Below are 23,369 nucleotides of genomic sequence, written 5' to 3'. Positions count from 1 at the left end.
CACGGACCAGGGACTGAGAACCCCGCGCGCGACCCCCACCGCGCACAGAGACACCTGCCGACACCGCGCCCCCGGACGACCCCACCGGTATCCGTAAGCCCCTGACGGCATCCACCCGACCCCGGCCGATCACCGGAGCCGCATCCCTAGCGGCCACCGGACCTCAGGCGACGGCCATTCGCTTCCGGTACCACGGAGCCGCCTCGTCCAGGCAGTCGAGCGGCCCTGGTCCGGGCGGGCAGCCGGCCGCCTCCCAGATCCCCGAGCTGTCGTACCAGTGGTCCTGCGCGAGCATCCAGAACTGGCGCGGGCTCATCCGGCTGCCCGAGGCCGCCAACCGCTCCAGGCACTCGGCCTCGGAGAGGTCCTGGCCCACTGGAGGCAGGATCCCCCGCCTGGCCAGCGCCCCCACCAGAGCGGCCGTGCGCACCGGCTGAGGATGACTGGCGTGCCAGACGCTCCCGCCGCCCGGCCCGTGGCCGAGCGCGAGGCGGACGATGAGCCGGGCGAGGTCATGGACCGCCACCAAGGACAGCAGCGCCCGCCCACCGCCCCACATGGCCCCTGTGGCCTCCAGCAGCTGAGCCAGCCCGGGCACGACCCACCGGTCGCCGGGCCCGATCACCAGACTGGGACGGAGGACCAGTGCCCCCGCGGCCAACGCGGGCCCCTCCCCCGCGAGACGCGTCCGGCTGGTGGCTGAGACGGGTGCCGGAACGACTCCGTCCACCGGGATTCCCCGGTGGGGCCCGGGTCCGTAGACGGCTGCGGTGGACAGATGAACGATCCGCCCGACACCGGCGCTGCGCGCGTGCGCCATCAGCGCCGCGGTCCCCTCCGTGTTGACGGCGGCGCACTGCCGCTCGTCGGAGCCGATCGCCGAAGCCAGGTGGAGCAGGACGTCCGCTCCCTCACAGCTCTCGCGCAACGACCCGGGATCGGACAGGTCCGCCCGGACCCATTCGTCGGCAAAGCGGGCCTCCCGGGAGGCCCGACGGCCCGCCACCCGCAGGTGCAGCGGGCCGGAGCCCGGCTCCTCACCCCGGGCCCGGGTGAGTTCGGCCATCACGGCCGTACCGATGAACCCGGTTGCGCCGGTGATCACCACTCGGCGTGGCACTGCACGCTGCTGGCGCGGCTCGTTCATCGGTATACCGCTCATCTCGAAAAACCGGACGTCCGGGATTTTACTGCTGGAGGATCCGTAGGCTTAGTCGACAATCGGTCAGGCAATCGGCCACGAGCTCACGAGGCTCCGGTCCAGAACGGCGCTTACCTTGACGTACTCCCCCACACCGCCGCCCCCCGCCCTGCAGGCGCAGTCCGGGGCGCACACCGCCGGAGGCCCGCTGGCCGGCCGGACGGCGCTGGTCACCGGTGCCAGCCGCGGCATCGGCCGCGGCATCGCCGAACGCCTGGCCTCCGACGGCGCCCTCGTGGTCGTCCACTACGGGCAGAACACCGCCGCGGCCCACGACGTCGTGACCGCCATCCGGGCAGCCGGCGGCAACGCCTTCCCCCTCCAGACCCTCCTGGGAGCCACCGGCGACGCCCAGGCCCTCTACACCGCCCTCGACTCCGAGCTCGCACGGCGCGGCCTTGAGCCCGGGTTCGACATCCTTGTCAACAACGCCGGCGTCAGCGGCTCGGCGAGGATCCACGAGGTCACCCCGGAACTGATCGACAAGATCTTCTCGGTCAACGTCAAGGCGCTCCTCTTCGTCATCCAGGAAGGCCTTACCCGCATGCGCGACGGCGGGCGGATCATCAACATCTCCTCCGCCGCCACCCGCATCGCCTACCCGAAGTCCGTCGTGTACTCCATGAGCAAGGGCGCGATGGAAACGCTCACCCTCGCCCTCGCCAAGGAGCTCGGGCCCCGCGGCATCACCGTGAACACGGTCGCCCCGGGCTTCGTCGCGACCGACATGAACGCCAAACTCCGCACCACCCCGGAGGAAGTCGCGGACCTGGCCCGCCTGTCGGTCTTCGAGCGCATCGGCGCACCCGTGGACATCGCCGGCATCGTCGCCTTCCTCGCCTCGCCCGATTCCCAGTGGATCACCGGCCAACGCCTCGACGCGACGGGCGGCTCCCAACTCTGACGGTGCCCGGACGCAACCACGGGCCGGTAAGCGGCATCGCCGCGCATTCCTGCCCTAGGTCCCCGATCGACGTTCTAGGCTCCGGCCATGACAACTGCCCAGTGGTACGTCCTCGTCGAGGAGGACACCCGGACGACGAGAAGCGCCGAAGGCGTCGTCTTCAAACTGCACCGCTGGACCCTGGCCGCCGGCCACCCCGTGGACGGCCCGGAGGAACAGGCCCTCGCCATGGCCGAGGACGCCGCCCTGAACCACCTGCCGTCCTTCCTGGCCGCCTACGCGAACCCCGGAGACATCCCGGCCCGACAGGCCTTCCTCACCCCCGACGGCTCCTGGCTGGTCCACCTGAAGCAGCGGCACCGCGAGTGCCACATCCGCGTGAGCACCGCCCGCCTCGTCCACACCCGAGAAGAGACCCAGGCGGCGCCCCCGCCGGCAACCCTCAAGGACAAGCTCCGCCGCGCCCTGCAACGCCCCCCCCCCGCCACAAAGCCGCCCACAAAGCCGCCCACACCCCCGACCCCTCAACAGGACCGGGCGGAATGAGCCCCGACCGCCCCGCCCTGGACCAGCTCGACGCACACCTGGAAGCACTGTGGGACGGCACGCACCCCCCACCCCTCCCCCATGCGCCGGTCCGCCGTGCGGCGCAAGAAGAGGACGAGCTCGCCCCCTGGACCCTCGACCGGCTCCGGCACGTCCCCCGCGAGCCGAAGGACGCCTTCGCCCGTCAGATCGGCGATCTCCTGGCGGAGTTCCGCACCCGCCGCTGCCCCTGGAACGAGGCGGCCCTGCGGTTGCTCGACGACCCTTACACCTTCGTGGCCACCGGCCCCCGGCGGCACGAGGACTGGGCGCACGACGTCCACGCCGTGATGAACCGGTCGGTCCCCGACCCCAGGGGCTGGCTACGCCTGGACGGAGACCGCACCAACGCCGCCCGCCACACACTGCCCGCCTACCCCTTCGACCCCCCGGACCCCTCGGACCTGCCCCAACAGCTCTACCCCCTGGAGCCACAGGCAGCGGCCGCCGCGCTCGCCATCATGGCCGAGGAATGGCAGGCGGAACCGGCCCCCGTCCGCTCCCGCCCGAACCTGGACGCCGTGCTGACAGATGCCCGCACCCTCCTCGACCGGTACGGCCCCACCGCGCGCTACTGGACCAACGCCACGTCCGCCGCCACCACCCCGGCCCCGGACTTCATCACAGCGGGCCTCCAGGGAACCCGATCCCACCGCTTCCACACCCCGGCCTACCTCAACGGCCTCGACATCTTCGAGGACCTGGGCCTCATCGTGGTGACCGACGACGAGGTGGGCGTCTTCTGGTTGGTGGGCGTCGTGTGATTTTCAGTGGGTGGCGTCTGTTGTTTGCACCGGGTGTATGAGGCGTTTTTGCTGGTAGTTGGGTTGGGTGGGCTCGTGGGGATGTCGTTTTCTTGGTGAAGGTCGCTGTCGTTTTCCGGTGAAGGTTGCCTGTCGTTCGTGTAGCGCGTGAGGTCAGTCCTGCTGCAGGGCCTTGGCCTTGGCGCTGATGTGTTGTACCTGGGCGGAGGTCGGGTGCCGGATGTCCCAGATCAGCTCGGCCGCGTCGGCTGCCGCTGGGTTCTGTGGCGGGGTCTGGTCCGGCGGTTCGATACCGGTCAGGGCGGCCAGGTCACGAGTGGGGATGCCGAGCAGGGTCGCGAAGTCGGCCAGGAGGCCGGGGGTTGTTTCTTTGCGGCCGTGGCCTATTGCTCCGATGGTGGCTGCGGCGAGGAGCCGGCCCGTGAGGTGGTAGAGGGTTGTGGCGGAAGCTGTCCAGTTCAGGTTCCGGTTGCCGAGCATGTGTACGAGCAGCGCGGCGTGGCTTGGTTGGTACTGCTTGTGCGCAGGCGGTGGCGGAGTCGGCTGTATCTGGTTGTGGCGGGGCAGTGACTGGGCGAGCTGACTGAGTCGTCGTCTGCGGTCTGGCGGGAGGGCCGTGGCGTACCCAGCGAGCGAGGGGATCTGGCTGCTGGCCTTTCTGTCGAAGGGGGCCAGCTCGTCCGCTACCGCCATTCCTGCGATGACGAAGAGGTCCGCGGTGTGCCGATTCAGCGCGGGTGCAAGCCGTCGGAGCAGTGGCGGTCGGGGTACGGCGCCGTCGAGTACTGCCTGGAGCTCGGATTCGGTTACCCCGGCCCGTTCGGACAGGTCGCTGATGCCGAGTTTCCGGAGGTCTGACAGTCGCACTAGGAGTGCACCGAAGCCTGGATGTCCTGTCACGCCGCCGGCGTAGTGAGGTGATCACATTCGTACGGCAACTCCGATCCTCTCGTTTCGCTCGTTTGTGTTGGCCTGACCGGCGTGTCGGGATGGACAGCCTCGGGTGTGGACAGCCGCATGGCGCGGGGTTCCGGCTGGGGGGTGAGGGGTGTCCGATCAAGTTCCTGCCGGCGAGGACGTGTCGCGGTGGCGGTCGGGTGTGGGGCGTGAGGGGGCGATGGCGCGCCTGATGGAGCTGGATTTACGGGGTGAGCTGACCACGGCGCACGTGCGTTTGGTCGCCAGTGCCCTGGGGGTGTCGCTTCGGACGGTGTGGAGCTGGGTGGCGGTGGCCCGGCGTGAGGGCCGGCTCTCCGCACGGATTCCGTCACGGGTCGGTGTGAGTGCGGATCTGCGTGCACGTCTGGCGGTGTGGGGCGGGAACGTGGCCGCGGTGCACCGAGAACTGACCGCCGAGGCTGCTGAGGCGGCGGGTACCCCGGTCTCGGTTCCTTCTCTTCGGGCTCTGCAGCGTGTCGTGCGTCAGGATTTGTCGGCGGGGGAGCGTGCGGGGTTGAAGGGCGGGGAGGCGGCGCGTCGCCGGTTTGATGTGTACGGCAAGTGCCCGCCGACGCATCGCAACGCGTGTTGGGAGGGGGATCACAAGCGGATCCCGGTCCGGGTGAGCCTGGATGGGGTGGTGGTGTGTCCGTGGGTGACGTGGTTCATCGATGTCGCGTCGAAGGTGATCGTGGGGGTGGCCATCACCCCGCATCAGCCGGCCCGGGACGCGGTCCTGGCCGCGCTGCGCACCGGGATCAGCCGCACCGAGCCGTACGGGCCGTTCGGGGGTCTGCCGGGCCGGGTGCGGGTGGATCGGGGCAAGGACTTCCTGTCGAAGGCGGTGTCGCGGGCGTTGGGCGCTTTCGCTGTTCCGGTGGATGATCTGCCGGCCTACAAGCCCTATCGGAAGGGCACCATCGAGGCGCTCAACGGCGCGGTGGAGGAGATGCTGCTGGTCTCCTTGCCCGGGTACACCCGCCGCGCCCGGCCCGCACAGGCGTACCGGCCCGACCTGGTGGAGGACCTGCTGCCCTACCCCGACTTCGTGAAGGTTTTGCTGGACTGGGTGGCCTGGTGGAACACCGAGCACCGCCCGGCCGGCCTTACCAACGGCCGTACGCCCGCGCAGGCCTGGGAGGCGGACCCGGCACCCGTTGAGGACGTTCCGGAGGAGCGGTTGGCGTTCTTCGCGCTGGAGGACGACGGCCGGATCCGGAAGATCACCACGAACGGGGTCTCCTGGCGGCGCCGCGCCTACATCGCGGACTGGATGGCCGGCCATGTCGGTACGAGGGTGAGGCTGCGGTATCTGCCGCACTTTGACGGGCGGATCGAGGTGTTCTCTACCGAGGGCTGGGGCCGGCATCTGGGCAGCGCCTATCTCGCCGAGGCCGCGACGCCGGATCAGCGCCGCGCCCTGTCCCGGGTCCGTGAGAGCAGGGCCAGAGCGCTGAAAGCGGACCTGAAAGCGGCCGAGAAGCTGCGCCGCACCCGCTACACCGCCATCACAACTGCAGCTGTGCCGGGCCGGCGGCGCACGGAGACCTCGAGCGAGGCGCGGGCCGAGATCGTCCGGGCTCAGGCTGTGGATCTGGCGGCCCGCGCGCTGCCGGACCTGATCCCTCCGCGGGAGCCGCCAGCGGGCTGGGCACGGCCCCGTCCGCGTCCTGGTACCTCCTGCGCCCCGAAGCGCGGCCCCGGCACCGTGGTGCCGGCCGACACGACGGACACCGAGCCCGGTTCGGGCAGCAAGGAGTGACAGCAGATGGCTACCGCTGAACGCAGGGGACGCCTGCCCAGGGAGCGGGAGGACCACTTCATGCGCCTGCCGGGCGCCCAGGTGGTCTCCACTCGGGCGCTGCTCACGGCCCGGGAGAACATCCGGGCCGCGATCGAGGCCAAGGCGATGATCTGCATTTACGGGCAGGCGGGCAACGGCAAGTCCTTCGCGGTCAACGCCTCGCTTCGCGAGCTCGCGCCGAAGCTCACCCGCCGGATCCAGTTCCGCGCGCGCCCCTCCACCCGGGACCTGCGCCACGAGCTGTTCCACGCCCTGGGCCTGCAGGGCCGTCCGCCCTCTCATGCGATTGAGTTCGACCGCATGCTGCGCGGCGCTCTGGAGGAACCGCACGTCCTGGTCTGCGATGAGGCCCAGTGGCTGTCCAAGATGTGCTTCGAGTACCTGCGCTACCTCTGGGATGACGCCGACTCCGACCTCACCATCGTTTTCACCGGCGGCAACGGTTGCTTCGAGATGCTGCAGAGCGAGCCGATGCTGGAGTCGAGGGTGTACGCATGGCAGGAGATCGACCGGATGCCGCTGGACGAGGTCCTGGCCGTCGTCCCGGCCTTCCACCCGATCTGGGCCGACTCCGACCCGGATCTGATCGCCTTGTGCGACCAGGAAGCGGCCCACGGGAACTTCCGGGCCTGGGCGAAGATCACCCACCATCTCACCGCCGGGATGAAGGAGTCCGGACGCGGACGCGTGGACGAGGACTTGCTGCGCTGGGCCTACAGCAAGCTGAGCCACCGAGCGGCGGCCTGATGCTGCACTGCCCGAACCCGCCACCGGTCACCGTGGTCCTGGATCCCTACGACGACGTGATCCATACCCGCGCCGCCCTGGCGTCCCACGCCCCCGACGACGGACGCGTCACCGTACACCCCACCCCGGGCACCGACTCCGCCATCACGCTCGCCTACGACATCCTCGCCGCCCTGGGCAAGCCCGTCCCCCTGGACGGCTACCGCCAGCTCGATACCGCCCCGGCCTGGTCGATCGCCGCCGCCTGGATCCTCGCCACCCCCATCACCCACCTCACCCTCCTGCGCGCACATCTCCTGACCCCGCACCGGTTCAAAGACCTCCTCGCCCTGCGCCGACGCACGGGGGTACGGCTGGTCCTTGTCTGCCACCACCGCGCCCTGCGCGCCTTCCTGGAGCGCGAACTGCAGCAGGTGGAGCACACCATCACCGAGGCATCCGCGTTGCTTCCCGCGCCCGAGCCAGCCACCCCGGGCCGGCAGGCGCCTGGGCCGCTGCGCCCGCTGGCGAACCGCTGGATCGCACTGCCGGCCCTGACCACCCTCATCGCCGACGATGAGCCGGCCAACCCCTGCCAGTGCGCGCCCATGGCGGCCGAACGGGACTTCTTCCCGCCAGTGATGCCTTCCCTCACCGAGGCGGAGGTCGCCTGGCGGCTTCACCGGGCTACCGCGCATCCGTACCTGGCTGCCCAGCTCGCCACGGCGGTGTTCACCGCGGCCTGCACCACCCAGCTCGATACGGTCCACGTCCACGACTTGGCCCTGGACGGCTCGACCGTCACGCTTCACGACCGTGACCTCCGCCGGGGCTGCATGACCCACCCCGTCCCCACGTGGGCCCGCCCCCTGCTGCAAGCCGCAGCCCTTATCTGGAGGCTCAAGGCGGGCACCAACGGTCCGCTCTTCACCGATCCGCTGGGAAGCACCGGCCTACCGCCGCTGACCGCCTTCGCCGAGAGCTGCAAGCTGCGCCCGCCCCAGCCACCACGCCCCAAACGCCGGCGTCGTAAAGGCACGACGCCGGCACCGAAACCGCACCAGGAGACGGTCTGGCCTGTGTGCACCGTCCACTACCGACGGCCCTGGGCCGCGCCTGAACCTGAGCGGATGTGCGGCTGCCCCTACCCGCCTCCTCACACTCAGAGGACCATCGACAGGAGGAAGAAGGGATGGCTGCCCCCTGACTACGGCCTGCGCGAACTCCAGGCCCCACACTGGCTGATGGAGTCATCCCTGTAGCCCGGGACGAGAGCAGGAGAAGCCGAACCCTGCGGCCCCACTCGGTGTTCACCAGGGACTTCGCAGCTTCACCGAGTGTCGCCGGTCAGTGAATTTGGGCAGTTGTCTAGGTTCTGGTCTGGGGTTGTGCTCGGCGGGGGCGTGAGGGCCGTGGATCCGGTGGCGGTCCGGGGAGATCTTGGGGCGGCGTATGCGCAGCCCGTTGAGGAGCTCGGTCGTTGTGAGGTGGTGCGCTCTGGCGAGGCGTTCGACGAACGAGGCGTTGGTCTCGAAGGCCAGCGGGCTGATGGGAAACAGGGCCCGGTGGGACATCTGCGGCAGGGGGCGGGGCATGTCAGCGCCGCCTGGGGGGCCTGTGGGTGTGTTCGGCGAGTTCGTCGAGGTCGATGTCGTCGAGGAGCCGTTTGGTGATGTTCTCGCTGCCGTTGAGGATGGCGGCGATCGCTGCTTCCCGTACGAGGGCGGACAGGCTTCCGATGCGGCCGCCGGTGCGGTGGTGGAGGTAGGGGGCGTGGCGTACCAGTGCGCCTTTGCGGTGGGCTTCCAGTCGCAGCGCCTGGTCCATGCCCTGGATCAGTCCTTCCCAGGCGGTGCGCTGGGCGGGGCTGCCGTGGGGCAGGGGCGGGTTGGCGACGGTTTTGAACCGGCCGGCGATCTGGGCGCCGCGGACTCCGGTCAGCAGGGGTGAGGCGTCGAGGGCGACGCCCGCGTAGACGAACGTGGCAGGGATGCGTTCGCTGAGGTGTTTCATCTGGTCGGAGGTCTCGGCGCCGTTGCGGGTGCGGGTGTTGAGGAGGTGGACGTCGTCGACCAGGACCAGCCTGGTGCGCAGGTCGATAAGGGTGGCGCAGACGATGTCGGTGATGCGGGCCTGGTTCATGCTCGTGGTGATCGGCAGGTCGAGGAACCGGGCCAGCTCGGAGACGAGCATTTCGGGGTCGCTGCCGGGGGGACGGAAAGAAACACCACGGGCAGGCGCTCGTCGGGGCCGGTGTGGCGGGTCCGGTCGGCGAGGTGGAAGGACCGGCCGAGCTGCTGCAGGGTGGTGGTCTTCCCGGTGGTGGGCGGCCCGGAGATGAGCAGTCCTCGCCGGGCGGTGCCGTTGTGCCGCCGGTTGAGGATCATCAGCCGGCGCAGGGTGAGGGAGATCTTGGCCATGGTGGGGGTGGAGAGGATCACGAACCGGGAGTGGTAGTCCAGGCGTTCCTCGGCACTCCAGGGGCCGGTCCCGGGCAGGCACGGCGGGTCGCTGTCGACGAACCGTGTCCACTCGCGCCACGTGCTCGGTGACGCGTACGGATCGTCGGGCGTCTGGCGGCCGGCGTGTGTCACCACTGCTGTGCCTCCTGGTGCGCGTCGAAGATGTTCCAGGCCCCGGCCGATAGGTCGGCGGGATCCGAGTCCGAGGTGGGGAAGGTGCCCCCGTCCGCGCGTGGGAACTGCTCGGCGAGGCTGTTGGGCGGGTCTGCGTCCGCGTTCCGCTCTCGTGTGCGCTTGGCTTCCGCGTGCCGGTCCGGGACGCCGGCGAGATTGCCGGCGCTACTGGCCCTGCTGGGGTTCTTGGCGCCTGTTTGGCCGGTGTGGGCGCGGCGTAGGAGTTCGTCCAGGTGGCGGGCGAGGTGTTCTTCGTGTTCGGCCCGGTGTGTGCGCCGTGTGACCACGCTGCGGATGTGGCGCCAGGCGGTGTCGGTGAACGGCTTGGATACCAGACCCTGGTGGATCCAGTCGGCTGGCTCCCAGCCGTCAGGGAGCCTTACCCAGCACCGCCACGGCTCGTAGGGGTTGTGGTGGACTTCCCACTTGCCGTCCGCCGCGGTGGATCGGTGCCGGTGCTTGTTCAGCGCCCGGCTGTCGTAGGTGCGGTACTCGAAGCGGATGCCCTCGTCACCGATCGCGCACCGTCTGGAGGGCAGCAGTTCGATCCAGTCCGCTGCGGTCAGGGGCACGGGTACGTGTCCGGCGACGGCGGTCAGCGCGGCCCACATCTCGTTGGGGGTGAGTGTCAGGCGGGGCTTGAGCGGGTGCCGCAGCCGTTCGTGGCGTCGTTCCTGCCAGCCGCAGACGATCCATTCGTCCAGCAGGTCCTGCAGCTGGGGCAGCGTCCAGCACGCTTCGTTCTCCACTCTGCCGCCACGCGCCGCGAGGTGGTTTCCGGTGTATCCGGCGACGTACTGCGCGAACAGGGTGCCGATCGCCCCGAAGCCCCGTTCCACGTGCCCCTTGGCATACCCGGACGCGGGGCGGGCACGGCTGGAGGTGATTCCCAGATGTTCGGCGGCGGCGAGGAAGCAGCGGGAGACGAACACCTTGCCCTGGTCGATCACCACCGTCGCCGGCCGGATCACCGGCCTGGCCGCCGCTGCCTGCATGCGGGCGTCGATGGAGACGAGCCGGGTGTGGGGATGACGGAGGCGGCCATGGACAGGTAGTCCGGCCAGGTGGGCCGCATGGGATGCGGGACCAGTGTCTGGGCCAGGAGCACGGCCGCGTCCGCTGCCTTGGTGCCCTTGGGCCGCAGGACGGCCGCGGTGATGCTGCGGGTGGCCACGTCCACCGCCATCGTCAGCTCCGGCCGCCTTCCCCGCCCGTCCTCGCACACGACCATCACGTCCAGCAGGGTGCTGTCCAACATCACCAGTTCCCCGGGCAGCGTCGCGACGCTCGGCGTGAAAACCGGCAGGGGCCGGGACGCGCGCCGCCGCTCTTCGGCAGCTGTCAGCGCCAAGCCCTCCTGCTCGGCGACGGCCCGTACCAGCCGGTTGAACGTGGTCGCCGGCGGCACCAGCACGGTCCCGGTCCCGTGGGCGTCCTGCAGCAGCCAGTCCACCTGGCGCCGCAGTCGGCTCAACGTCCCACTCGAGCGCCCCCGCTGCTCCTCCAGCGCCTGCTTGACTGCGGCAATCACGCGCGGATCGGCACCCCCGAACACCGATCGTTTCCGCTTTCACCGGCCGTCGACGAGCCCCCAGACCCCCTGCTCGCGGTAGCGGGCACGCATCCGGCGCACGGTGGCCACGCTGACCGGTTCCCCGCGCGCGGTCAGCTCGGCGGCCTTGGCCGCCTCCCGTTCGGCGAGCCCGCACACCGCCGGGTCGTACCCGTTGCGGGGCGGACCCTTGGGGGCGGGGTCGGCGTGTCCGGTCTCGACTTCCCGGATGTGCCGCTCCCAGGCCACAGCCTTGTCGCGAACCGCTGGGCCCAGTCCGTCGAGCGGGCCCAAGGCCGGCACCCGCCGCGGCCCCGGCCGGGAGTGTTCCAGGACGGCGAAGCCTTGTGCACCGAGCACCTGGGTGAGCAGGAGCACCTGCACGTCCGCGCCTTCGTCGGCGATCAGCCGGCAGCGCGGTCCGTCCAGACCGGCCAGGACGTGGATTCGGCCCTCGAACCGGATCCGGTCCCCGACCTCGAGTACGCCCGCGGGCCGCTTCACCGCCCCGGTCGCTTCCGCCGCCCGCCCGGCACAGCGCTCACGAGGGTCTCCTCGCCGAGAGGACGCTCCCAACCCATGTTCAGCAGGCCGTGCCACAGTCCGTGGTAGACGGCCGGCAGCGTTGCGATGGGGTCCCCGAGCCGCAGCGCGCCCTCGCCCAGCGCGATGGGCGATGCGAACGTCTGGCGTAGCCGGGCGGGGGAGATACCCGCCGAGCACCGGGGATGCCGGTAGACCGACAGCCAGCGCCCGTTGGCCAGGACCACCGGGTCCGCGGCATCCGCGAACCGGTGCTCCCAGCCCGCCTCCTGCGCACAGGCCCCCACCACCCGCGCCCGGCCCGCCAGCCGCTCGGGCGGACCACCGGTCCCAGGGCAGTCCATCAGATGCATGCCCCCGCCGGAGACGTCACGGCCAGGTCGGGGGCGTGGGTGACGATCCGGCCCTGTTCCTCCCATACGAACTCCACCGGACGGCACACCATGCCTGTCACCCGCGGATCCTGATCCAGCATCTGACCGCGTCCCGCATCGCCGCGCTCCCGTACCCCACCAGACGGCCTGTGGTGGCCGACCACCACCACCCGGGGGCCAGCCGGCGCCCCCGCCGCAGCGGGAAACCGCGCACCATCGGGCATTCCATGAGGCGCAGCTCTGCGGCTGCCGTCCGCCACGGCCTTTGGACCACGGCCCCGTCCGGACCAACGAACCGCACGTCCACATGGCGCGGATGCACCAGGCCCCCTCTGCCGAACCCGGCAGCCCGCCGTCAGCAGGCCACCCTTGCGCCTAGTGAAACGGCTCGGTCTACCTGCGCACTGCGCAGATAGACCGGATCACACCCTGTGGTGAACACCGCCCGGCCTGGCCCGACCCACCTCCCGGCTCTGCTACCCCCCCACGGGGCTCGCTGCATCTCCATACCGAAGGCCACGACCGCTCGGTCCCGGCGCGGGGCCGGTGCTCCCCCAGGGCACCGGCCGCGCGCCTGCTGGTACTCACCGGGAGGGCAGTGACCGGTCGGCCGCACGGGGCTGTCGTACCCGGACTCGGCGGGAGGACAGCTTCAGGCGGCCATCACGCAACCACCTGCGCGTGCGCTCGTTGAATGACCGGGTGCACACCGCCCCTGGGAATGTTCCCCCGAGTCCCCAGGGGCCGGTCCCTGGCCCTGACACCCGACGCGTTCCGCCCCCCGCATCTGCCGCTACGGGGGCGGCCGCATCGCGCGCGGCGGTGCCAGCGCCAGGTGTCAGGGCCGCCCCTTTCGGCAGCACCGGGACTATTGGCTGCTCCACGCCGGTGAACGCCGCGACAGCCCGAGGCGTTGATCATCATGCCCGCATACAAGCGATGAACAGGCTGTCGCGGTGCCGGACAGGTCCCGGCTATGGTCGGGTCAGCCCGTGCCGATATGGCGTGCGCGGGTGAGGCCCGGTGCCCAGGAGCTCTGGGGGCAGCAGTACCACCGGGCCGCCCCAACTTATCCCTGGCCGACTGGGCCTATGTGCATCGGCCAACCAGTCCCGGTGTGTTCTGCGGCCGACGCACGTCAGTAGACCGCCTGCTGTTTTTCGGCTCGGGGGTGTGACGGGCGGCGGCTTCGGCTTGCGGCGGGGGCTGCTCGCGATGACGCTCAATGTGCGGGCCGGGCCCACCCTTCCCGTGGGCCCGGTTCGTTCCCCTTTGAGAGTCACCGCCTTCCTGCGGTACCCGGCGTCTTGCGGCCCCTTCCCGATGCCGCGGACGCCTTGGGTCGGGCCTGGGCAGCCTCAGCTGCCGCCTGCGGGGAAAAGCCCGCATCCTCGAGAAACTTCAGCGCGGCGAGGATGTCATTGCACGTCTTGACCAGCAGCATGACCGCCAGGTCGTTGTGCGCCTCGGGCGGCAGGTTGGCCAGGCAGCACCTGTAGATGCGGGTGGCCTGCTTCTCCAGACTGTGCAGCCGCAGGGATGCGTACAGCTTGCTCATGTCGGTGTTGTTGGTCGCGATGTAGCGGCCGTGCACCAGCACGAAACCCGTCTTCTTGTTGGCGCACTGGTGGTCGCGGATCCAGGCCTTACCGCGCTCGAACTGGGCCGGCGTGTTACGGCCGATGGCATCCGTCCTGGACAGGCCGTCGTCGTGTGCCTTGGCGACCCGGTTCCAGATGTCCTCTCCCGTGTCGTGCGCCGCCTGGCGGCGCTGTGTAGCCACGCTGCTCACCTTCCTCCTGCCGGCCGGTACGGGCTTTCCCTCCCGCGGAAGCGGTCGCGGATCCGCCATGGCGCGCCCGCAGGGGCGAATGGCGTTCCGGTCCCAGCTCCACCCGGGAAGGGGCTCGATCAGCCGCCTTCAACGGGCTGCCCGCTGACGGCCGCCACTCGGCGGCTTGCAGGCGGTCCTACTCACCTCCCTCGTTCTCCAGGAGCCTGGCCAGCCCCTTGTCCATGTCCGTACGGCCTGTTGTTATCGCGCTCTCGCACCAGTCGAGAAGCATCCGCGTCTTGTGGACGTTGTCGAGCACGGCGGCCTTGGTGTCCTCGTTGTAGTCCTGGGTGTGGATCTCGGGGATGATCCGCTGCAGGGAGACGAAGAACGATGCGAAGGCCCCGATCAGCCGCAGGATTTCCAGGGGAGCTTCCTTGCCGACCACCGGTGGCGCGGCCTCGACGATCTCCTCGATCTCGGCCGCGTCGTCGGCTGGAGCGAGCTCGGCCTCTGCCTCAGTTTCACGGTCGACCTGCCGCCAGTGCTCGTACTGCGCTTCCCGCAGCAGGTGCCGCGCACGAGGATCCGCGATGACCCGGCTGCGGACGTCGGGCCGACTGAGCATCTCCTTGACCGCGTCGGCCGCGTCCTCGTCACGGTGCAGCAGCCGCCGGGTCTTGGCCAGCCGCTCCTCTGCGTTGGTCGGAGTATGCGGCGCGCTCCGGCCGATCTTCTCGGCCTCGTTGACCGTCCAGCGGTTCTCCTTCGAGAACGGGTCGTACGGGTCCTTCTTGATCAGGATGTAGCGGCTGCGCACATAGGCGAGGCGCTCGTGGACGGTCCAGCAGACGTCCGGTCGCCGTTTGGCCTCCGGCCACTGCATCGCGACCTTGTAATAGGTCTGCAGGGTGTTGGCCGGGATGCCGATCTGGTGAGCGAGGATCTCGACGACCTGGGTCACTTCGCCGTGGCCCCGGGGGTGGCCGGTGAGTGCCTCGACCACGAGGTCACCCAAGGAGAACTGGTAGCTGGACTGCCCTTTGATCAGCTTCAGTCCCTTGCGGACGATGGGCTGCCATTCGGCCTTCGTGTAGCCGTCGGGGAGAGTCATGGTTGCCACGAGGAGCCTCCTCACTCGCGTGCCCGAACATTGCTGCCTAGGGGGCAGCGCAGTCCTTGACAGCCCGCAAAAGCTGCCTATAAATCACTTTACGCCCGATTGGGGGCCGGATTCCGTCGGGCCCTGGCCACCGGGATCGGGGTTGTCGGGAGCGGCGCACGGAGTTGCGGCATGGGACCTGTGCTTGCCCAAGCTTCTGCCCCGCAGGGGCCGGACCGGCAACGAGGAGCGCGGTGTCGCTGCTGACTTCATCCGCCGTCTGTGGGCGTCGGCGGCCTTGCCGGGCGGATAGGTCGAGCTGCTGGCACCGCTTCGGCGGTGTCTTTGTCGCTGCTCAGGAGTTGCTTGGCCTTGGCCAGATGTTCCTGTGGAGTGGCCGGTGTGCTGGGGGCTGCACGACCCACCTTCTCAGCCTCGTTGACCGTCCAGTGGTTCTCCTGGGAGATCGGGTCGTAGGGGTCTGTCTTGATCAGGGTGAAGCGGCTGGGGATGTAGGCGAGCCGTTCGTGGACGCTCCAGCAGACGTCCGGTCGCCGTTTGGCCGCCGGCCATTGCCTTGCAACGTCGTAGTACTTCCGGAGGGTACTGGCAGGTATACCGATCTGATGGGCGAGCGTCTCAATGGTTTGGCCGACTTCACCGTGGCCCCGGGGAAGCCTGGTGAGGACCTCGATCACGAGGTCCCCCAAGGCGAATCGCAAGCCGGACTGTTTCCGGACAGCTTCCGTCCCTCGCCGGCGAAGGGCTGCCGTTTCGTCCTTCGTGCAGCCGTCGGGGAATGGCCTGCCGTCCATGAGGAGCCTCCTCATCGGTGTGTCACCACACTGGTGCTGCTGGGCAGCAGGGTCCTGGACAGCACGCGAAGCCGGTATGTAAACCACTCTATGCCTCGTCCGTACCCTGACCTTCCGGTCTGCGGCCATCTCCTGAATCGGATGGGGGGCTCCTTCAGACAGCGATTCCTGCCGTGATCTGTTCCGGCTCTATGGGCTGCGAGTGCCCATGCGATTTTCCCGCCCAGACTTCACCCTGGACGACGGGCCGCTGCCCAGCGCGCTCTTTGACTGTCAGCTAGGGGCGGTTGTCGTGCTGGTGCTGGCGGCGCTGGAGCCAGTTGGGGTCGCGTGCGGGTACGGCCGCGGTCGCGGTCTCTTCCCCCAGGTCCGCGTCGGAGATGGCCATGATGTTGTCGAAGAGCCAGACGAACCGGGCGAAGCGCAGGGCGGCGAAGGCCATCGCGTATTCGAAGATGAAGCGGGCGGACAGGGGGTCTTTGTCCCGATCGAGTGAGAAAGCGGTCAGGATCAGGGCGCAGGCCAGTGCGGTGCCCTGCAGCAGGCTGCGCCAGATCCGCCTGAGATCTCCGGGATGCTGCCGGCGGACCGTTCGCAGCCGTCGGCCGGTGCCGGCGGTGTAGATGGCGATGGCGATGGTGCTGAGTCCGCCGAGGGCCGAGACGGCACCTGTGGCGGCGGCGTACATGTCCGTGCGCTGGGTGGCGCCGATCCAGGTGAGCCAGTCTCCCGATCCGGTTGCCCGGATGAGGAGAATGTGCAGGCCGACGGCCGCAACCGCGGCCAGGTGGTCGACCCAAGCGCGCACGGCCCACCTGTCGATGATGCTCGTGACGACACTCACACGATCCCCCGCCTAGGTCATGAAGGCCCCGCGTCCACCGCGAGCCGGAGCGCGTCCTGGTGCTCGGCCGCTGCTGCCAGGATGGCATCCACCGCTGACACGATCCGGATCGAGTTGCCCTCCGCGTCCGTGGCCGGCACCCGCTTCTTGGCCGTGATGCTGTGCTCGACCAGCTCGACGAGACGGGTCTGCTCCGGGCCGCCGGGGTCTGAGTACACAAGCCGTGCCCGTGCCCGTTCTGCGCCGGTGACGACATCGGAGATCTCTGCGAGGTCGGCCAGCAGGAGCTCGCGGTGCTCCTTGAGCTCTTTGCCTCTGGGCACGGAGATGACCATCGTGACGCTGATCTCTCCGTAGGTCTTCCCGGCGACGCGCAGGAGCTGGGCGAGACCGCCCGATTGCCCCTCGTGCAGTGCGCCCATTTTGTTGCCCATGACCTTCACCTCGACGCGGCTGGCCCCCACGGCGGTCTTGAGCTTCTTGATTTCGGAGTGCGCGACGACGGGGCGCAGCTGGAACTGGTGGTCCGGGAACATCTGGGTGCCGTTGAGCCAGGCCTCGAGGGTCTTGTGGCTGGGGGCCGATACACCGCCCTGCATGATGCCCACGACGTTGCCGAACGGCAGGAAGCAGACCACGGAGGTGTCGAGGTAGCCCTCGTGCGCCGACTGCTCGAGCTCGCGGAGGTCGCCGGTGTCGAAGTTGATGACCGACAGCCATTCACCGGCGTCCTTCACCCGGTGCAGGAGCAGGTGGTCCTCCATGTTGTAGGGGAAGGTGGTGCCCACGATCCGCGAATCGCCCTCGTAGGTCCGGCCTGCGACAGGGGCCAGTGCCAGGTCGGCGAGAGCCCCGTCCCAGTCCATGGGGCGGGGGATCCGCTGGGCCTCCCCCTCTTTGACGATCACGACCTCGTAGAAGCCGACCGTGCGTTCCTTCATGTGGTTCAGCGTGGCCAAGACCCACCCCCTCCAGTCCCACCGCCGGGCTGGCCCGCCTTTCAGCTGCCCGGCTGACATTTCTGGAAAAGATCGTAGGCGGACGCCGGAGGCTGCAGATCCGTGTCCCCTATAACAACCACTTTCCGAACTTATTCACGCTTTGCCCTCTATGACTGTTTGGTGACGAGTTGGGTGTGGACGGTGAGAAGGCCGGAGCGGACACGGTTGCGGCGTTGTTTCTGGTTGGCGGTCCACGCCGGTAACCCGGCGTTCTGGTCAGAGGCGGTCCGTTGAACCGGGTGGCGGCTGGTGGAGGTGTTCCTTCAGCCAGGCGATGCCTGCCGCGATCTGCCGGGGCTCGAGGTGTGTCTCCTGTTCCAGCTCGTCAGGACGCAGCTTCCACTGGTGGACCATGAGGGCTCGGACGATCTTGCCCGCCCATACTTCCCGGTCGTCGAACGGCCGTCGGCCAAGGCGTTCTTTGATCTTCCGCAGGCACTCGGCCGAGCAGACCATGACCATGCGCTTGCCGTCGTTTCGCGGGTTGTCCCGGTAGATCGCCGAGGAGTCGGGCAGCACCGTCAGCAAGGGGTCGTCGCCCTCGTACAGTCCCAGACGCAGGGCCCGGCCGCACTCGTCGCAGGTGTCCACGAACGGCTCGCCGCTCTCGTCGGCGTCCTCCTCGAACCCATCCGGCTCATCCGACTGCATACCTCAGCCCTGTCCGATCGGCAGCTCTCGTCCCCCGGCGGCGGTTCGCGACGCGGATCGCCCTGTCCAGCCTGACCTGGAACCCAGTCTCCACCCGGACCTCGTGGCGCTGCTGGTGACGCGCCGTCGGTCAGGTGCGAGGCGAGTCCGGCCACGCCGTGGAGAGGCCGGCCCCCAAGCGCGCCTTTGCCTCACCTGGCACTCCCGGTGGGGCTGCGACGGGAGGAAGGGCCCGACCGGATCCTTCAGCGCTCCTCGCCGGCTGCTTCTCCTCTGCACGCGCCGTTGGTCATGTGGGGGCCGCTGTGTGGCTGGTGTCTTGTGTGCCACCGGTGCCCGGGGGCGGTTCGGGTTGGGGGGCCGCTGTCGCCTGGCGGTAATTGATGATGGCTTGGATTCTCTTTTCGGGGTCGGATATTTCGTCCAGTGTGGCTGCGAACCTTTCATCGACGAGATCTCCCTTTCGTTGACGCGTGTGGTCGAGGATCATGCCGGTGAGGGGAACGGCGAGGTAAGCCGTGACGAGGACCGCTCCCACGGCCCACCAGGGGGCGCCGCCGCCGAGTGTCGCGAGGGCGGCGGGCAGCCCGGCGAGAAGGCCGGTCACGGGGCTCAGGGAGGGCGTGTTCATGGGCTGGATGCCTTTCTGGCATCCAGCGGCCGCGCCGCCTCATGCCTGAACAGGCCGGACGGCGCCGGCTTGGAGGGGGAGAGGCGGTGTACGTGTGCCCGGGTGTGCGGGCATGCCGAGGGCCGGCGCCGCCACGGGGCGGGCCGGTTGCGTTCTACGGCAGGGTTGTCTGACCCTTGGAGGGCGGAGTTTTGCCCGGGGCCCGTTTCAGAAGAATTGTCGTGCGGTTTTCGCGGGGGAGGTTTTCTTCGGCTTTTTGGGCAGGGCGGACTATATGCAGTCGCTAACAAAAAGAATGCTTGTAAATCCCCTGAGCCGATTCATCTGAACCTCTGCCGCACCGCCCTTCTCTGCTTGCTGGTCTGCCGGGCCCTGTTGTGGGCATGCCGGAGCTACAGCCAGTATCGCCCATCTGGGCGGCGTGCGGGGCTGCTTCGGCACTACGGCGCGGCGGACCGGACGGGCCGGCGGGCGGCCGGTGTGGGTGCCGACGGCCCGTGACGGACCAGCAGGGGGCCCGTGTGAGCCGTGAGCTCTTCAGCGGGAGAGGAGGGGCCAGACGGCCGCGACGGTGCCGATCAGGGTGGCCAGGCCCACGATTCCCGCGCCCAGGCGTCGTCCTGTGGTCCAGAAGGGGCCTTCGTTGTCCTGGGGCTGTCCGACGCTGCTGCTGGCGCTGCCCGAGGACTGCGCGGCTGTGACGTTGATGCGGGCACGGTCTCCGTGGACAACGACGTGGAGGGCATGGTCCATCTGGTCGGGCGTGGGGATCTGCTGGTCTTCCGGCATGGCTGCGCGCAGCTCTGCCACGAGCTCGACGACAGTCGTACGCACTTGGTCGACCAGTCCGTGTAGGGCGGCGGGGGAAACGGACCAGTAGATGTCGGTGATGCGCTGGAACGGGTTGCCCGAGGCGGAGTCCATGAGCCGGGTGAGTTCCAGCCCGCCCGGGATGCCCAGGCGGGCATGCTCCCCTTCGTCTCTGCATCGTTGAACGAGTGCTTCGATCTCGCCGATGCCATGGCGCAGGGCTACTTCCTCCCTCACCTCCCCGCGGGCGAACTCGGGCAGTTCGTTCGGGCTCACCCGCTGACCGCGGATCGAATTCGGTCCGGTGAGCGCGTTGATCTGGATCGGCGCGGGAATACGCCGGTAGCCGGGCAGGTCCTGCGTGGCTACCCCGTCGTACCCACGGAGCTCGCGGGTGGCCCACTCGCGGAGTCCGGCCGAGCTGCTGCGACCACCGAGCACGACACACTTGCGCAGTACGTGGGCAAGCGGCCTGGACTCGTCCAGGGCTCCCTGCTCGATCTCGGCCAGCAGTCCCCGCTCACGTCTGTCCATAACCTGATTGTCCACACGCCACTGACAACGCCCCGGTCTTCGCCGCCCGACGGGAGGGATGACTCTCCCGTCCTGTTCGTGCCCAGTCCACGCCCAGCTCAGCCAGGGCGGCGAGCTGGGCGGCGTTGAGCCGTCCGCGGCGGGCTTTCTGGTTCCCGATCCAGATCCCGGTGCGGTGCTCGGCCCCGTCGGCCAAGACCTGCACTACGCCGCGTCCCGGCAGCCGCCCCTCCCGCGCGACGTACTGCGCCAGGGCCTCCAGCCCCTTCTGGAACGCCCCGCCGCCCGCGCCGGACCCGGACGCCACGGCAGCCTTGCCGAGCGCCTTACGCCCCCGTACGGCCTTCTTCACGCCCAGCTTGCCGAGTCTGCGCTGCTGCTCCTTGTTGAGCTGGTTGAAGTCCCGGCGTTGGGTGGCGAGCCAGCGTCCGATGTCTTCGCCGTGCAGGGTGACCCCGGGCACGATGTCGGCGAGCTGGGCGCCGCTTGTGAGGAGCTGGGCGAGGTAGGCGTAGTGCCGTTGCCAGTCGACCGTCCACCCCAGCTCGCGGGGGTTCCAGTCCGGATCGACGGCCGTGAGCTCCTGGGTCCGCCGGCGGGCGCGGTCGGGGTCCTTTCCCAGCCCGCCGGGGCGCCGGACGTTGGTGAGCCACTGCCCCACGGCTTTGTCCAGGGCGGTCGCGTGTCGCGGGGCGGCGAGGGTCCCGTGGAGCTCGTAGTAGGCGCGCGCGGCGGCGAGGTTCTCGGCGAACGCGGCGTCGGCTGTGTCCCAGACGATGCCCAGCTTTTCCAGCTCGGCCGCCCGGTCCCCGGTCATCTGCCCCGCCCGGTATACGCGGCGCTGGTCGGAGAGCCACCGTCCCAGCGGGTACGCGCCCTCGGCGTGCTCGTACGGGACGTCCAGGTGCTCCTCGCGCTGCCGGTAGCGGTACGCGGCCTCGACGCCCCGATTCCAGTCCTGCCGCTCGGTGTTGATGACCTTGTAGCTGATCCACTTCGCGATCAGCTCGGGGTCGCGGGGGGTTGCGAACCGGAGCAGCAGCCGGTTATCCGGCTCGCCCTCGGCGGGCTCCGGACCGACCGGCAGCGACGGATCGACAACCCGTTTCTGGTTCTCCTGCGGGATGGCCAGCATTTCCACGGCCTTTTCATCGTGCGCCCGAAGACCTTCCAAAACCCGAATAAGAGGGTGATACGAGTTCGAGGTAAGCATGTCCTGCGGCTTCTCGTCCTCCGCCAAAAATACCGGAACGATCAGCGTCGCCATCTTGCCCTGACCCGGTTTCTGCCGAAGCGCCCGGCCGATCGCCTGGACGATGTCCACAGCCGATCCCTTCGGGTCGATCAGGGCAACCGAGTCGGTCGCTCGGATGTCGACTCCCTCACCCAGGACCCGGCAGTTCGACAGGACGGCGCGCCCGGCCCGGCGCCCGAAGTCGGCCAGCACCGACTGGCGGTGGGCGCCCTCGTGCTCCCCGCACAGCCACCCCGACCACACCCGCTCGGGGTGCCGCTCCGGATCCACGGCGTGGAGCCGGGCCGCGACCCGAGGCAGCCCGGCCGCGAAGGCCTCCGCCTCGACCGTGCGGTGGTGGAAGGTGATCGTCGTCTGGAGACCGTGGGCGGCCATGGTCTCCAGCAGGGCGGTCTGCGTCGCAGCCAGCCTCTGGCCCCGCAGCGGTTCCTCGTGCCGCTCCTCGCTGACCAGCCGCTTCGGCGTGACGACGGGGTCGGTCAGCTCGGCGACGACGATCTGATACCTCGCCAAAAGCCCCCGCGAGATCGCCGACGCCAGCGACAGCTCGTAGACGACGGGCCCGAACACGCTCTCGTCGTCCATCGAACACGCGAGCTCCTTCGGGAGCCGGTTCCACACCCGCCGCGTCCGACCAGGTGTCTCCTCGTCCACGACGGCCACCTGCGCCTCGTACAGCTCCTGCTCCGCCCGCGACCGCGGCGGCCGCTCCTTCCAGATCCGGGGCGTGGCCGTCATGTAGAGCCGGCGCATCGCCGGGATGACCTCCTGGTGGTGGATGTCCGCCCACGCCTTCCCCGCCGACCCCGAAGTCCGGTGCGCCTCGTCGACGACCACGAGGTCGAAGACGTCCATCGGCAACCCGTACGCGCCCTCGTGGGCTTCGGCGAGGACCGGGAGGGAGGCGTAGGTGGCGTAGACGGTGACGGGACCCCGGCCGTGCCACAGCCCGAGCTGCGGCGGCGACGTCGTGGCGCGCATGCCCAGGGCCCGCAGGGCGTGGTCGTCCTCCAGCGAGCACACCGCGACCGCGGGCCCGGTGTGGCCGGCGAGCCGCCATTCACGGGCCGTCTGCGTCAGCAGATCCAGCGTCGGCAGCAATACCAAGACCCGCCCGTTCCGGGCCAGACGGAGCGCTGCCGCAGCGGCGATGAACGTCTTCCCGGTCCCGCAGGCAGCTACCACTGTGGCCCGCAGACCGGTCTCCGTAATCCGTTTCCCGGGCGGAATATCCAGTCCCCGGACAATCGCCTCCACCGCTTCCTCCTGGTGAGGACGAAGGACGATGTCACCAGACTTCTGCATTCGGCACTCCACTGAAGCGAAGTGGCGGAAAAAACCCGCCAGCGGAGGGGGTCAAGGTTTTCTCGGGATCCTACACAGCTACACGCATCATATCCAGCCTGATGCATACTGATGACTGTACCGCGAACGGGCATGACACGAAGCCGATCCGGGCAGGATGGCTCTGACGGAAGCCCCCGGGGCCGCGCTCGACAGACCGCCCAGCCCCTCCGCTGCCGCCAGCCGGGACCGCGAAGCGGCCCTGGACCTGGAGGCGCAGCCGGAAGGGCCGGGGTGGAAGCGCAGCGGACACCCCAACGGGCCGAAGGCCCGAACCCCGTGAAACGGGGTCAGCTTCCGCGCTTGCGCGAAAGCCTCTCTGGCCCGCGAAGCGGGCCCGCCCGGGTGGAGCGCAGCGGAACCCGGGCAGTCCGAAGCGCAGCGCAGGACCCCCGGCCGAAGGCCGGCCCTGGCCCGGCGAAGCCGGGCCCCGCTGAGCGCAGCGAAGCGGTTCCGCTCCTACGCGCGCAGCGCGTAGGTACCCGCTCCGCGGGTCGGACGACTGGATCTGCTCGTGCCGATCCTGCTCGGCGTCATGGCGGTACGTTTCATCCGCCACCCCGAGCAGACCGACGCCAAC

At 69.5% G+C, this 23,369-nt stretch carries 23 protein-coding genes; 6 read left to right on the top strand and 17 right to left on the bottom strand.

Annotated features, from left to right (window positions below; genetic code table 11):
* Nucleotides 1-163: 163 nt before the first annotated feature.
* Complete coding sequence (locus AB0D66_RS27070) at nucleotides 164-1,105, bottom strand: NAD(P)-dependent oxidoreductase (RefSeq protein ID WP_362308698.1); 942 nt, start codon at nucleotides 1,103-1,105, stop codon at nucleotides 164-166.
* 205 nt (nucleotides 1,106-1,310) lie between these two features.
* Between AB0D66_RS27070 and AB0D66_RS27065 the strand changes: the two genes are divergently transcribed.
* The 3 genes from AB0D66_RS27065 to AB0D66_RS27055 all read left to right on the top strand — a co-directional run bounded on the left by AB0D66_RS27065 (nucleotide 1,311) and on the right by AB0D66_RS27055 (nucleotide 3,454).
* Nucleotides 1,311-2,105, top strand: coding sequence for an SDR family oxidoreductase (locus AB0D66_RS27065; RefSeq protein ID WP_362308822.1), 795 nt, complete (start codon nucleotides 1,311-1,313; stop codon nucleotides 2,103-2,105).
* A gap of 87 nt (nucleotides 2,106-2,192) precedes the next feature.
* The gene (locus AB0D66_RS27060) at nucleotides 2,193-2,651 is read left to right on the top strand and encodes a hypothetical protein (protein WP_362308695.1); all 459 of its coding nucleotides are present in this window, start codon (nucleotides 2,193-2,195) and stop codon (nucleotides 2,649-2,651) included.
* Nucleotides 2,648-3,454 (top strand): hypothetical protein, encoded by an 807-nt coding sequence (locus AB0D66_RS27055; RefSeq protein WP_362308692.1) that lies wholly within the window; start codon nucleotides 2,648-2,650, stop codon nucleotides 3,452-3,454. The genes AB0D66_RS27060 and AB0D66_RS27055 overlap by 4 nt, the downstream gene beginning before the upstream one ends.
* A 153-nt stretch (nucleotides 3,455-3,607) precedes the next feature.
* Here AB0D66_RS27055 and AB0D66_RS27050 read toward each other — a convergent pair whose 3' ends face one another.
* Nucleotides 3,608-3,934 carry a hypothetical protein gene (locus AB0D66_RS27050; RefSeq protein WP_362308689.1) on the bottom strand — a complete coding sequence of 109 codons (327 nt, stop codon included), beginning with the start codon at nucleotides 3,932-3,934 and terminating at the stop codon, nucleotides 3,608-3,610.
* A 637-nt stretch (nucleotides 3,935-4,571) separates the two neighbouring features.
* Here AB0D66_RS27050 and AB0D66_RS27045 point away from each other — a divergent pair.
* Genes AB0D66_RS27045 through AB0D66_RS27035 form a run of 3 tightly spaced genes read left to right on the top strand, consistent with a single transcriptional unit; the run spans nucleotide 4,572 to nucleotide 8,185 of the window.
* The gene (locus AB0D66_RS27045; RefSeq protein WP_362308686.1) at nucleotides 4,572-6,155 is read left to right on the top strand and encodes a Mu transposase C-terminal domain-containing protein; all 1,584 of its coding nucleotides are present in this window, start codon (nucleotides 4,572-4,574) and stop codon (nucleotides 6,153-6,155) included.
* A 6-nt stretch (nucleotides 6,156-6,161) separates the two neighbouring features.
* Nucleotides 6,162-6,944, top strand: a complete 783-nt coding sequence (locus tag AB0D66_RS27040; RefSeq protein WP_362308684.1) for an ATP-binding protein — start codon at nucleotides 6,162-6,164, stop codon at nucleotides 6,942-6,944.
* Nucleotides 6,944-8,185: a hypothetical protein gene (locus AB0D66_RS27035; protein WP_362308681.1), complete on the top strand. Its 1,242-nt coding sequence runs from the start codon at nucleotides 6,944-6,946 to the stop codon at nucleotides 8,183-8,185. Before AB0D66_RS27040 ends, AB0D66_RS27035 begins: the two co-directional genes overlap by 1 nt.
* Nucleotides 8,186-8,519: 334 nt before the next feature.
* On the opposite strand, the gene AB0D66_RS27030 is transcribed toward AB0D66_RS27035, so the two are convergent.
* The 15 genes from AB0D66_RS27030 to AB0D66_RS26960 all read right to left on the bottom strand — a co-directional run bounded on the left by AB0D66_RS27030 (nucleotide 8,520) and on the right by AB0D66_RS26960 (nucleotide 22,750).
* The gene (locus tag AB0D66_RS27030; protein WP_362308678.1) at nucleotides 8,520-9,116 is read right to left on the bottom strand and encodes an ATP/GTP-binding protein; all 597 of its coding nucleotides are present in this window, start codon (nucleotides 9,114-9,116) and stop codon (nucleotides 8,520-8,522) included.
* Nucleotides 9,062-9,520 (bottom strand): hypothetical protein, encoded by a 459-nt coding sequence (locus AB0D66_RS27025; protein ID WP_362308675.1) that lies wholly within the window; start codon nucleotides 9,518-9,520, stop codon nucleotides 9,062-9,064. Before AB0D66_RS27025 ends, AB0D66_RS27030 begins: the two co-directional genes overlap by 55 nt.
* Nucleotides 9,514-10,554 carry a hypothetical protein gene (locus AB0D66_RS27020; RefSeq protein WP_362308672.1) on the bottom strand — a complete coding sequence of 347 codons (1,041 nt, stop codon included), beginning with the start codon at nucleotides 10,552-10,554 and terminating at the stop codon, nucleotides 9,514-9,516. The genes AB0D66_RS27025 and AB0D66_RS27020 overlap by 7 nt, the downstream gene beginning before the upstream one ends.
* Nucleotides 10,527-11,090, bottom strand: coding sequence for a hypothetical protein (locus tag AB0D66_RS27015; RefSeq protein ID WP_362308669.1), 564 nt, complete (start codon nucleotides 11,088-11,090; stop codon nucleotides 10,527-10,529). Before AB0D66_RS27015 ends, AB0D66_RS27020 begins: the two co-directional genes overlap by 28 nt.
* Nucleotides 11,091-11,129: 39 nt before the next feature.
* Nucleotides 11,130-11,615, bottom strand: coding sequence for a hypothetical protein (locus tag AB0D66_RS27010; RefSeq protein ID WP_362308667.1), 486 nt, complete (start codon nucleotides 11,613-11,615; stop codon nucleotides 11,130-11,132).
* Nucleotides 11,612-11,998 (bottom strand): hypothetical protein, encoded by a 387-nt coding sequence (locus tag AB0D66_RS27005; RefSeq protein WP_362308664.1) that lies wholly within the window; start codon nucleotides 11,996-11,998, stop codon nucleotides 11,612-11,614. The genes AB0D66_RS27010 and AB0D66_RS27005 overlap by 4 nt, the downstream gene beginning before the upstream one ends.
* 1,309 nt (nucleotides 11,999-13,307) lie before the next feature.
* Nucleotides 13,308-13,811, bottom strand: coding sequence for a hypothetical protein (locus AB0D66_RS27000; RefSeq protein ID WP_362308661.1), 504 nt, complete (start codon nucleotides 13,809-13,811; stop codon nucleotides 13,308-13,310).
* A gap of 187 nt (nucleotides 13,812-13,998) precedes the next feature.
* Entirely contained in the window at nucleotides 13,999-14,916 is a 918-nt protein-coding gene (locus AB0D66_RS26995) for a DUF6192 family protein (RefSeq protein WP_362308819.1), read from the bottom strand.
* Nucleotides 14,917-15,173: 257 nt separating this feature from the next.
* On the bottom strand, nucleotides 15,174-15,719 hold the full coding sequence (locus AB0D66_RS26990; RefSeq protein WP_362308658.1) for a DUF6192 family protein: 546 nt from the start codon (nucleotides 15,717-15,719) through the stop codon (nucleotides 15,174-15,176).
* A gap of 277 nt (nucleotides 15,720-15,996) precedes the next feature.
* A complete protein-coding gene (locus tag AB0D66_RS26985; RefSeq protein WP_362308655.1) occupies nucleotides 15,997-16,563 on the bottom strand; it encodes a hypothetical protein in 567 nt (188 codons plus the stop codon).
* Between the two features lie 17 nt (nucleotides 16,564-16,580).
* Nucleotides 16,581-17,504, bottom strand: coding sequence for a hypothetical protein (locus AB0D66_RS26980; RefSeq protein WP_362308652.1), 924 nt, complete (start codon nucleotides 17,502-17,504; stop codon nucleotides 16,581-16,583).
* 276 nt (nucleotides 17,505-17,780) lie between these two features.
* Complete coding sequence (locus AB0D66_RS26975; protein ID WP_362308649.1) at nucleotides 17,781-18,215, bottom strand: hypothetical protein; 435 nt, start codon at nucleotides 18,213-18,215, stop codon at nucleotides 17,781-17,783.
* Nucleotides 18,216-18,504: 289 nt separating this feature from the next.
* The gene (locus tag AB0D66_RS26970; RefSeq protein ID WP_362308646.1) at nucleotides 18,505-18,846 is read right to left on the bottom strand and encodes a hypothetical protein; all 342 of its coding nucleotides are present in this window, start codon (nucleotides 18,844-18,846) and stop codon (nucleotides 18,505-18,507) included.
* A gap of 537 nt (nucleotides 18,847-19,383) precedes the next feature.
* Entirely contained in the window at nucleotides 19,384-20,190 is an 807-nt protein-coding gene (locus AB0D66_RS26965) for a hypothetical protein (RefSeq protein ID WP_362308643.1), read from the bottom strand.
* Nucleotides 20,177-22,750: a Helicase associated domain protein gene (locus AB0D66_RS26960; protein ID WP_362308640.1), complete on the bottom strand. Its 2,574-nt coding sequence runs from the start codon at nucleotides 22,748-22,750 to the stop codon at nucleotides 20,177-20,179. The genes AB0D66_RS26965 and AB0D66_RS26960 overlap by 14 nt, the downstream gene beginning before the upstream one ends.
* Nucleotides 22,751-23,369 lie beyond the last annotated feature (619 nt).

Origin of the sequence: Streptomyces sp. NPDC048270 (assembly GCF_040652335.1) — a bacterium.
Taxonomy (GTDB): Bacteria; Actinomycetota; Actinomycetes; order Streptomycetales; family Streptomycetaceae; genus Streptomyces.
This window is presented reverse-complemented; position numbering and strand designations above follow the sequence as displayed.

Coding starts and splice junctions, on each gene's coding strand:
- AB0D66_RS26990 (WP_362308658.1), bottom strand. CDS start 15,719: ATGGACGGCAGGCCATTCCCCGACGGCTGCACGAAGGACGAAACGGCA.
- AB0D66_RS26965 (WP_362308643.1), bottom strand. CDS start 20,190: ATGGACAGACGTGAGCGGGGACTGCTGGCCGAGATCGAGCAGGGAGCC.
- AB0D66_RS27030 (WP_362308678.1), bottom strand. CDS start 9,116: ATGCTCGTCTCCGAGCTGGCCCGGTTCCTCGACCTGCCGATCACCACG.
- AB0D66_RS27060 (WP_362308695.1), top strand. CDS start 2,193: ATGACAACTGCCCAGTGGTACGTCCTCGTCGAGGAGGACACCCGGACG.
- AB0D66_RS26995 (WP_362308819.1), bottom strand. CDS start 14,916: ATGACTCTCCCCGACGGCTACACGAAGGCCGAATGGCAGCCCATCGTC.
- AB0D66_RS26960 (WP_362308640.1), bottom strand. CDS start 22,750: ATGCAGAAGTCTGGTGACATCGTCCTTCGTCCTCACCAGGAGGAAGCG.
- AB0D66_RS27055 (WP_362308692.1), top strand. CDS start 2,648: ATGAGCCCCGACCGCCCCGCCCTGGACCAGCTCGACGCACACCTGGAA.
- AB0D66_RS27045 (WP_362308686.1), top strand. CDS start 4,572: ATGGCGCGCCTGATGGAGCTGGATTTACGGGGTGAGCTGACCACGGCG.
- AB0D66_RS26980 (WP_362308652.1), bottom strand. CDS start 17,504: ATGAAGGAACGCACGGTCGGCTTCTACGAGGTCGTGATCGTCAAAGAG.
- AB0D66_RS27005 (WP_362308664.1), bottom strand. CDS start 11,998: ATGGACTGCCCTGGGACCGGTGGTCCGCCCGAGCGGCTGGCGGGCCGG.
- AB0D66_RS27050 (WP_362308689.1), bottom strand. CDS start 3,934: ATGCTCGGCAACCGGAACCTGAACTGGACAGCTTCCGCCACAACCCTC.
- AB0D66_RS27040 (WP_362308684.1), top strand. CDS start 6,162: ATGGCTACCGCTGAACGCAGGGGACGCCTGCCCAGGGAGCGGGAGGAC.
- AB0D66_RS26975 (WP_362308649.1), bottom strand. CDS start 18,215: ATGCAGTCGGATGAGCCGGATGGGTTCGAGGAGGACGCCGACGAGAGC.
- AB0D66_RS26970 (WP_362308646.1), bottom strand. CDS start 18,846: ATGAACACGCCCTCCCTGAGCCCCGTGACCGGCCTTCTCGCCGGGCTG.
- AB0D66_RS27035 (WP_362308681.1), top strand. CDS start 6,944: ATGCTGCACTGCCCGAACCCGCCACCGGTCACCGTGGTCCTGGATCCC.
- AB0D66_RS27020 (WP_362308672.1), bottom strand. CDS start 10,554: ATGCAGGCAGCGGCGGCCAGGCCGGTGATCCGGCCGGCGACGGTGGTG.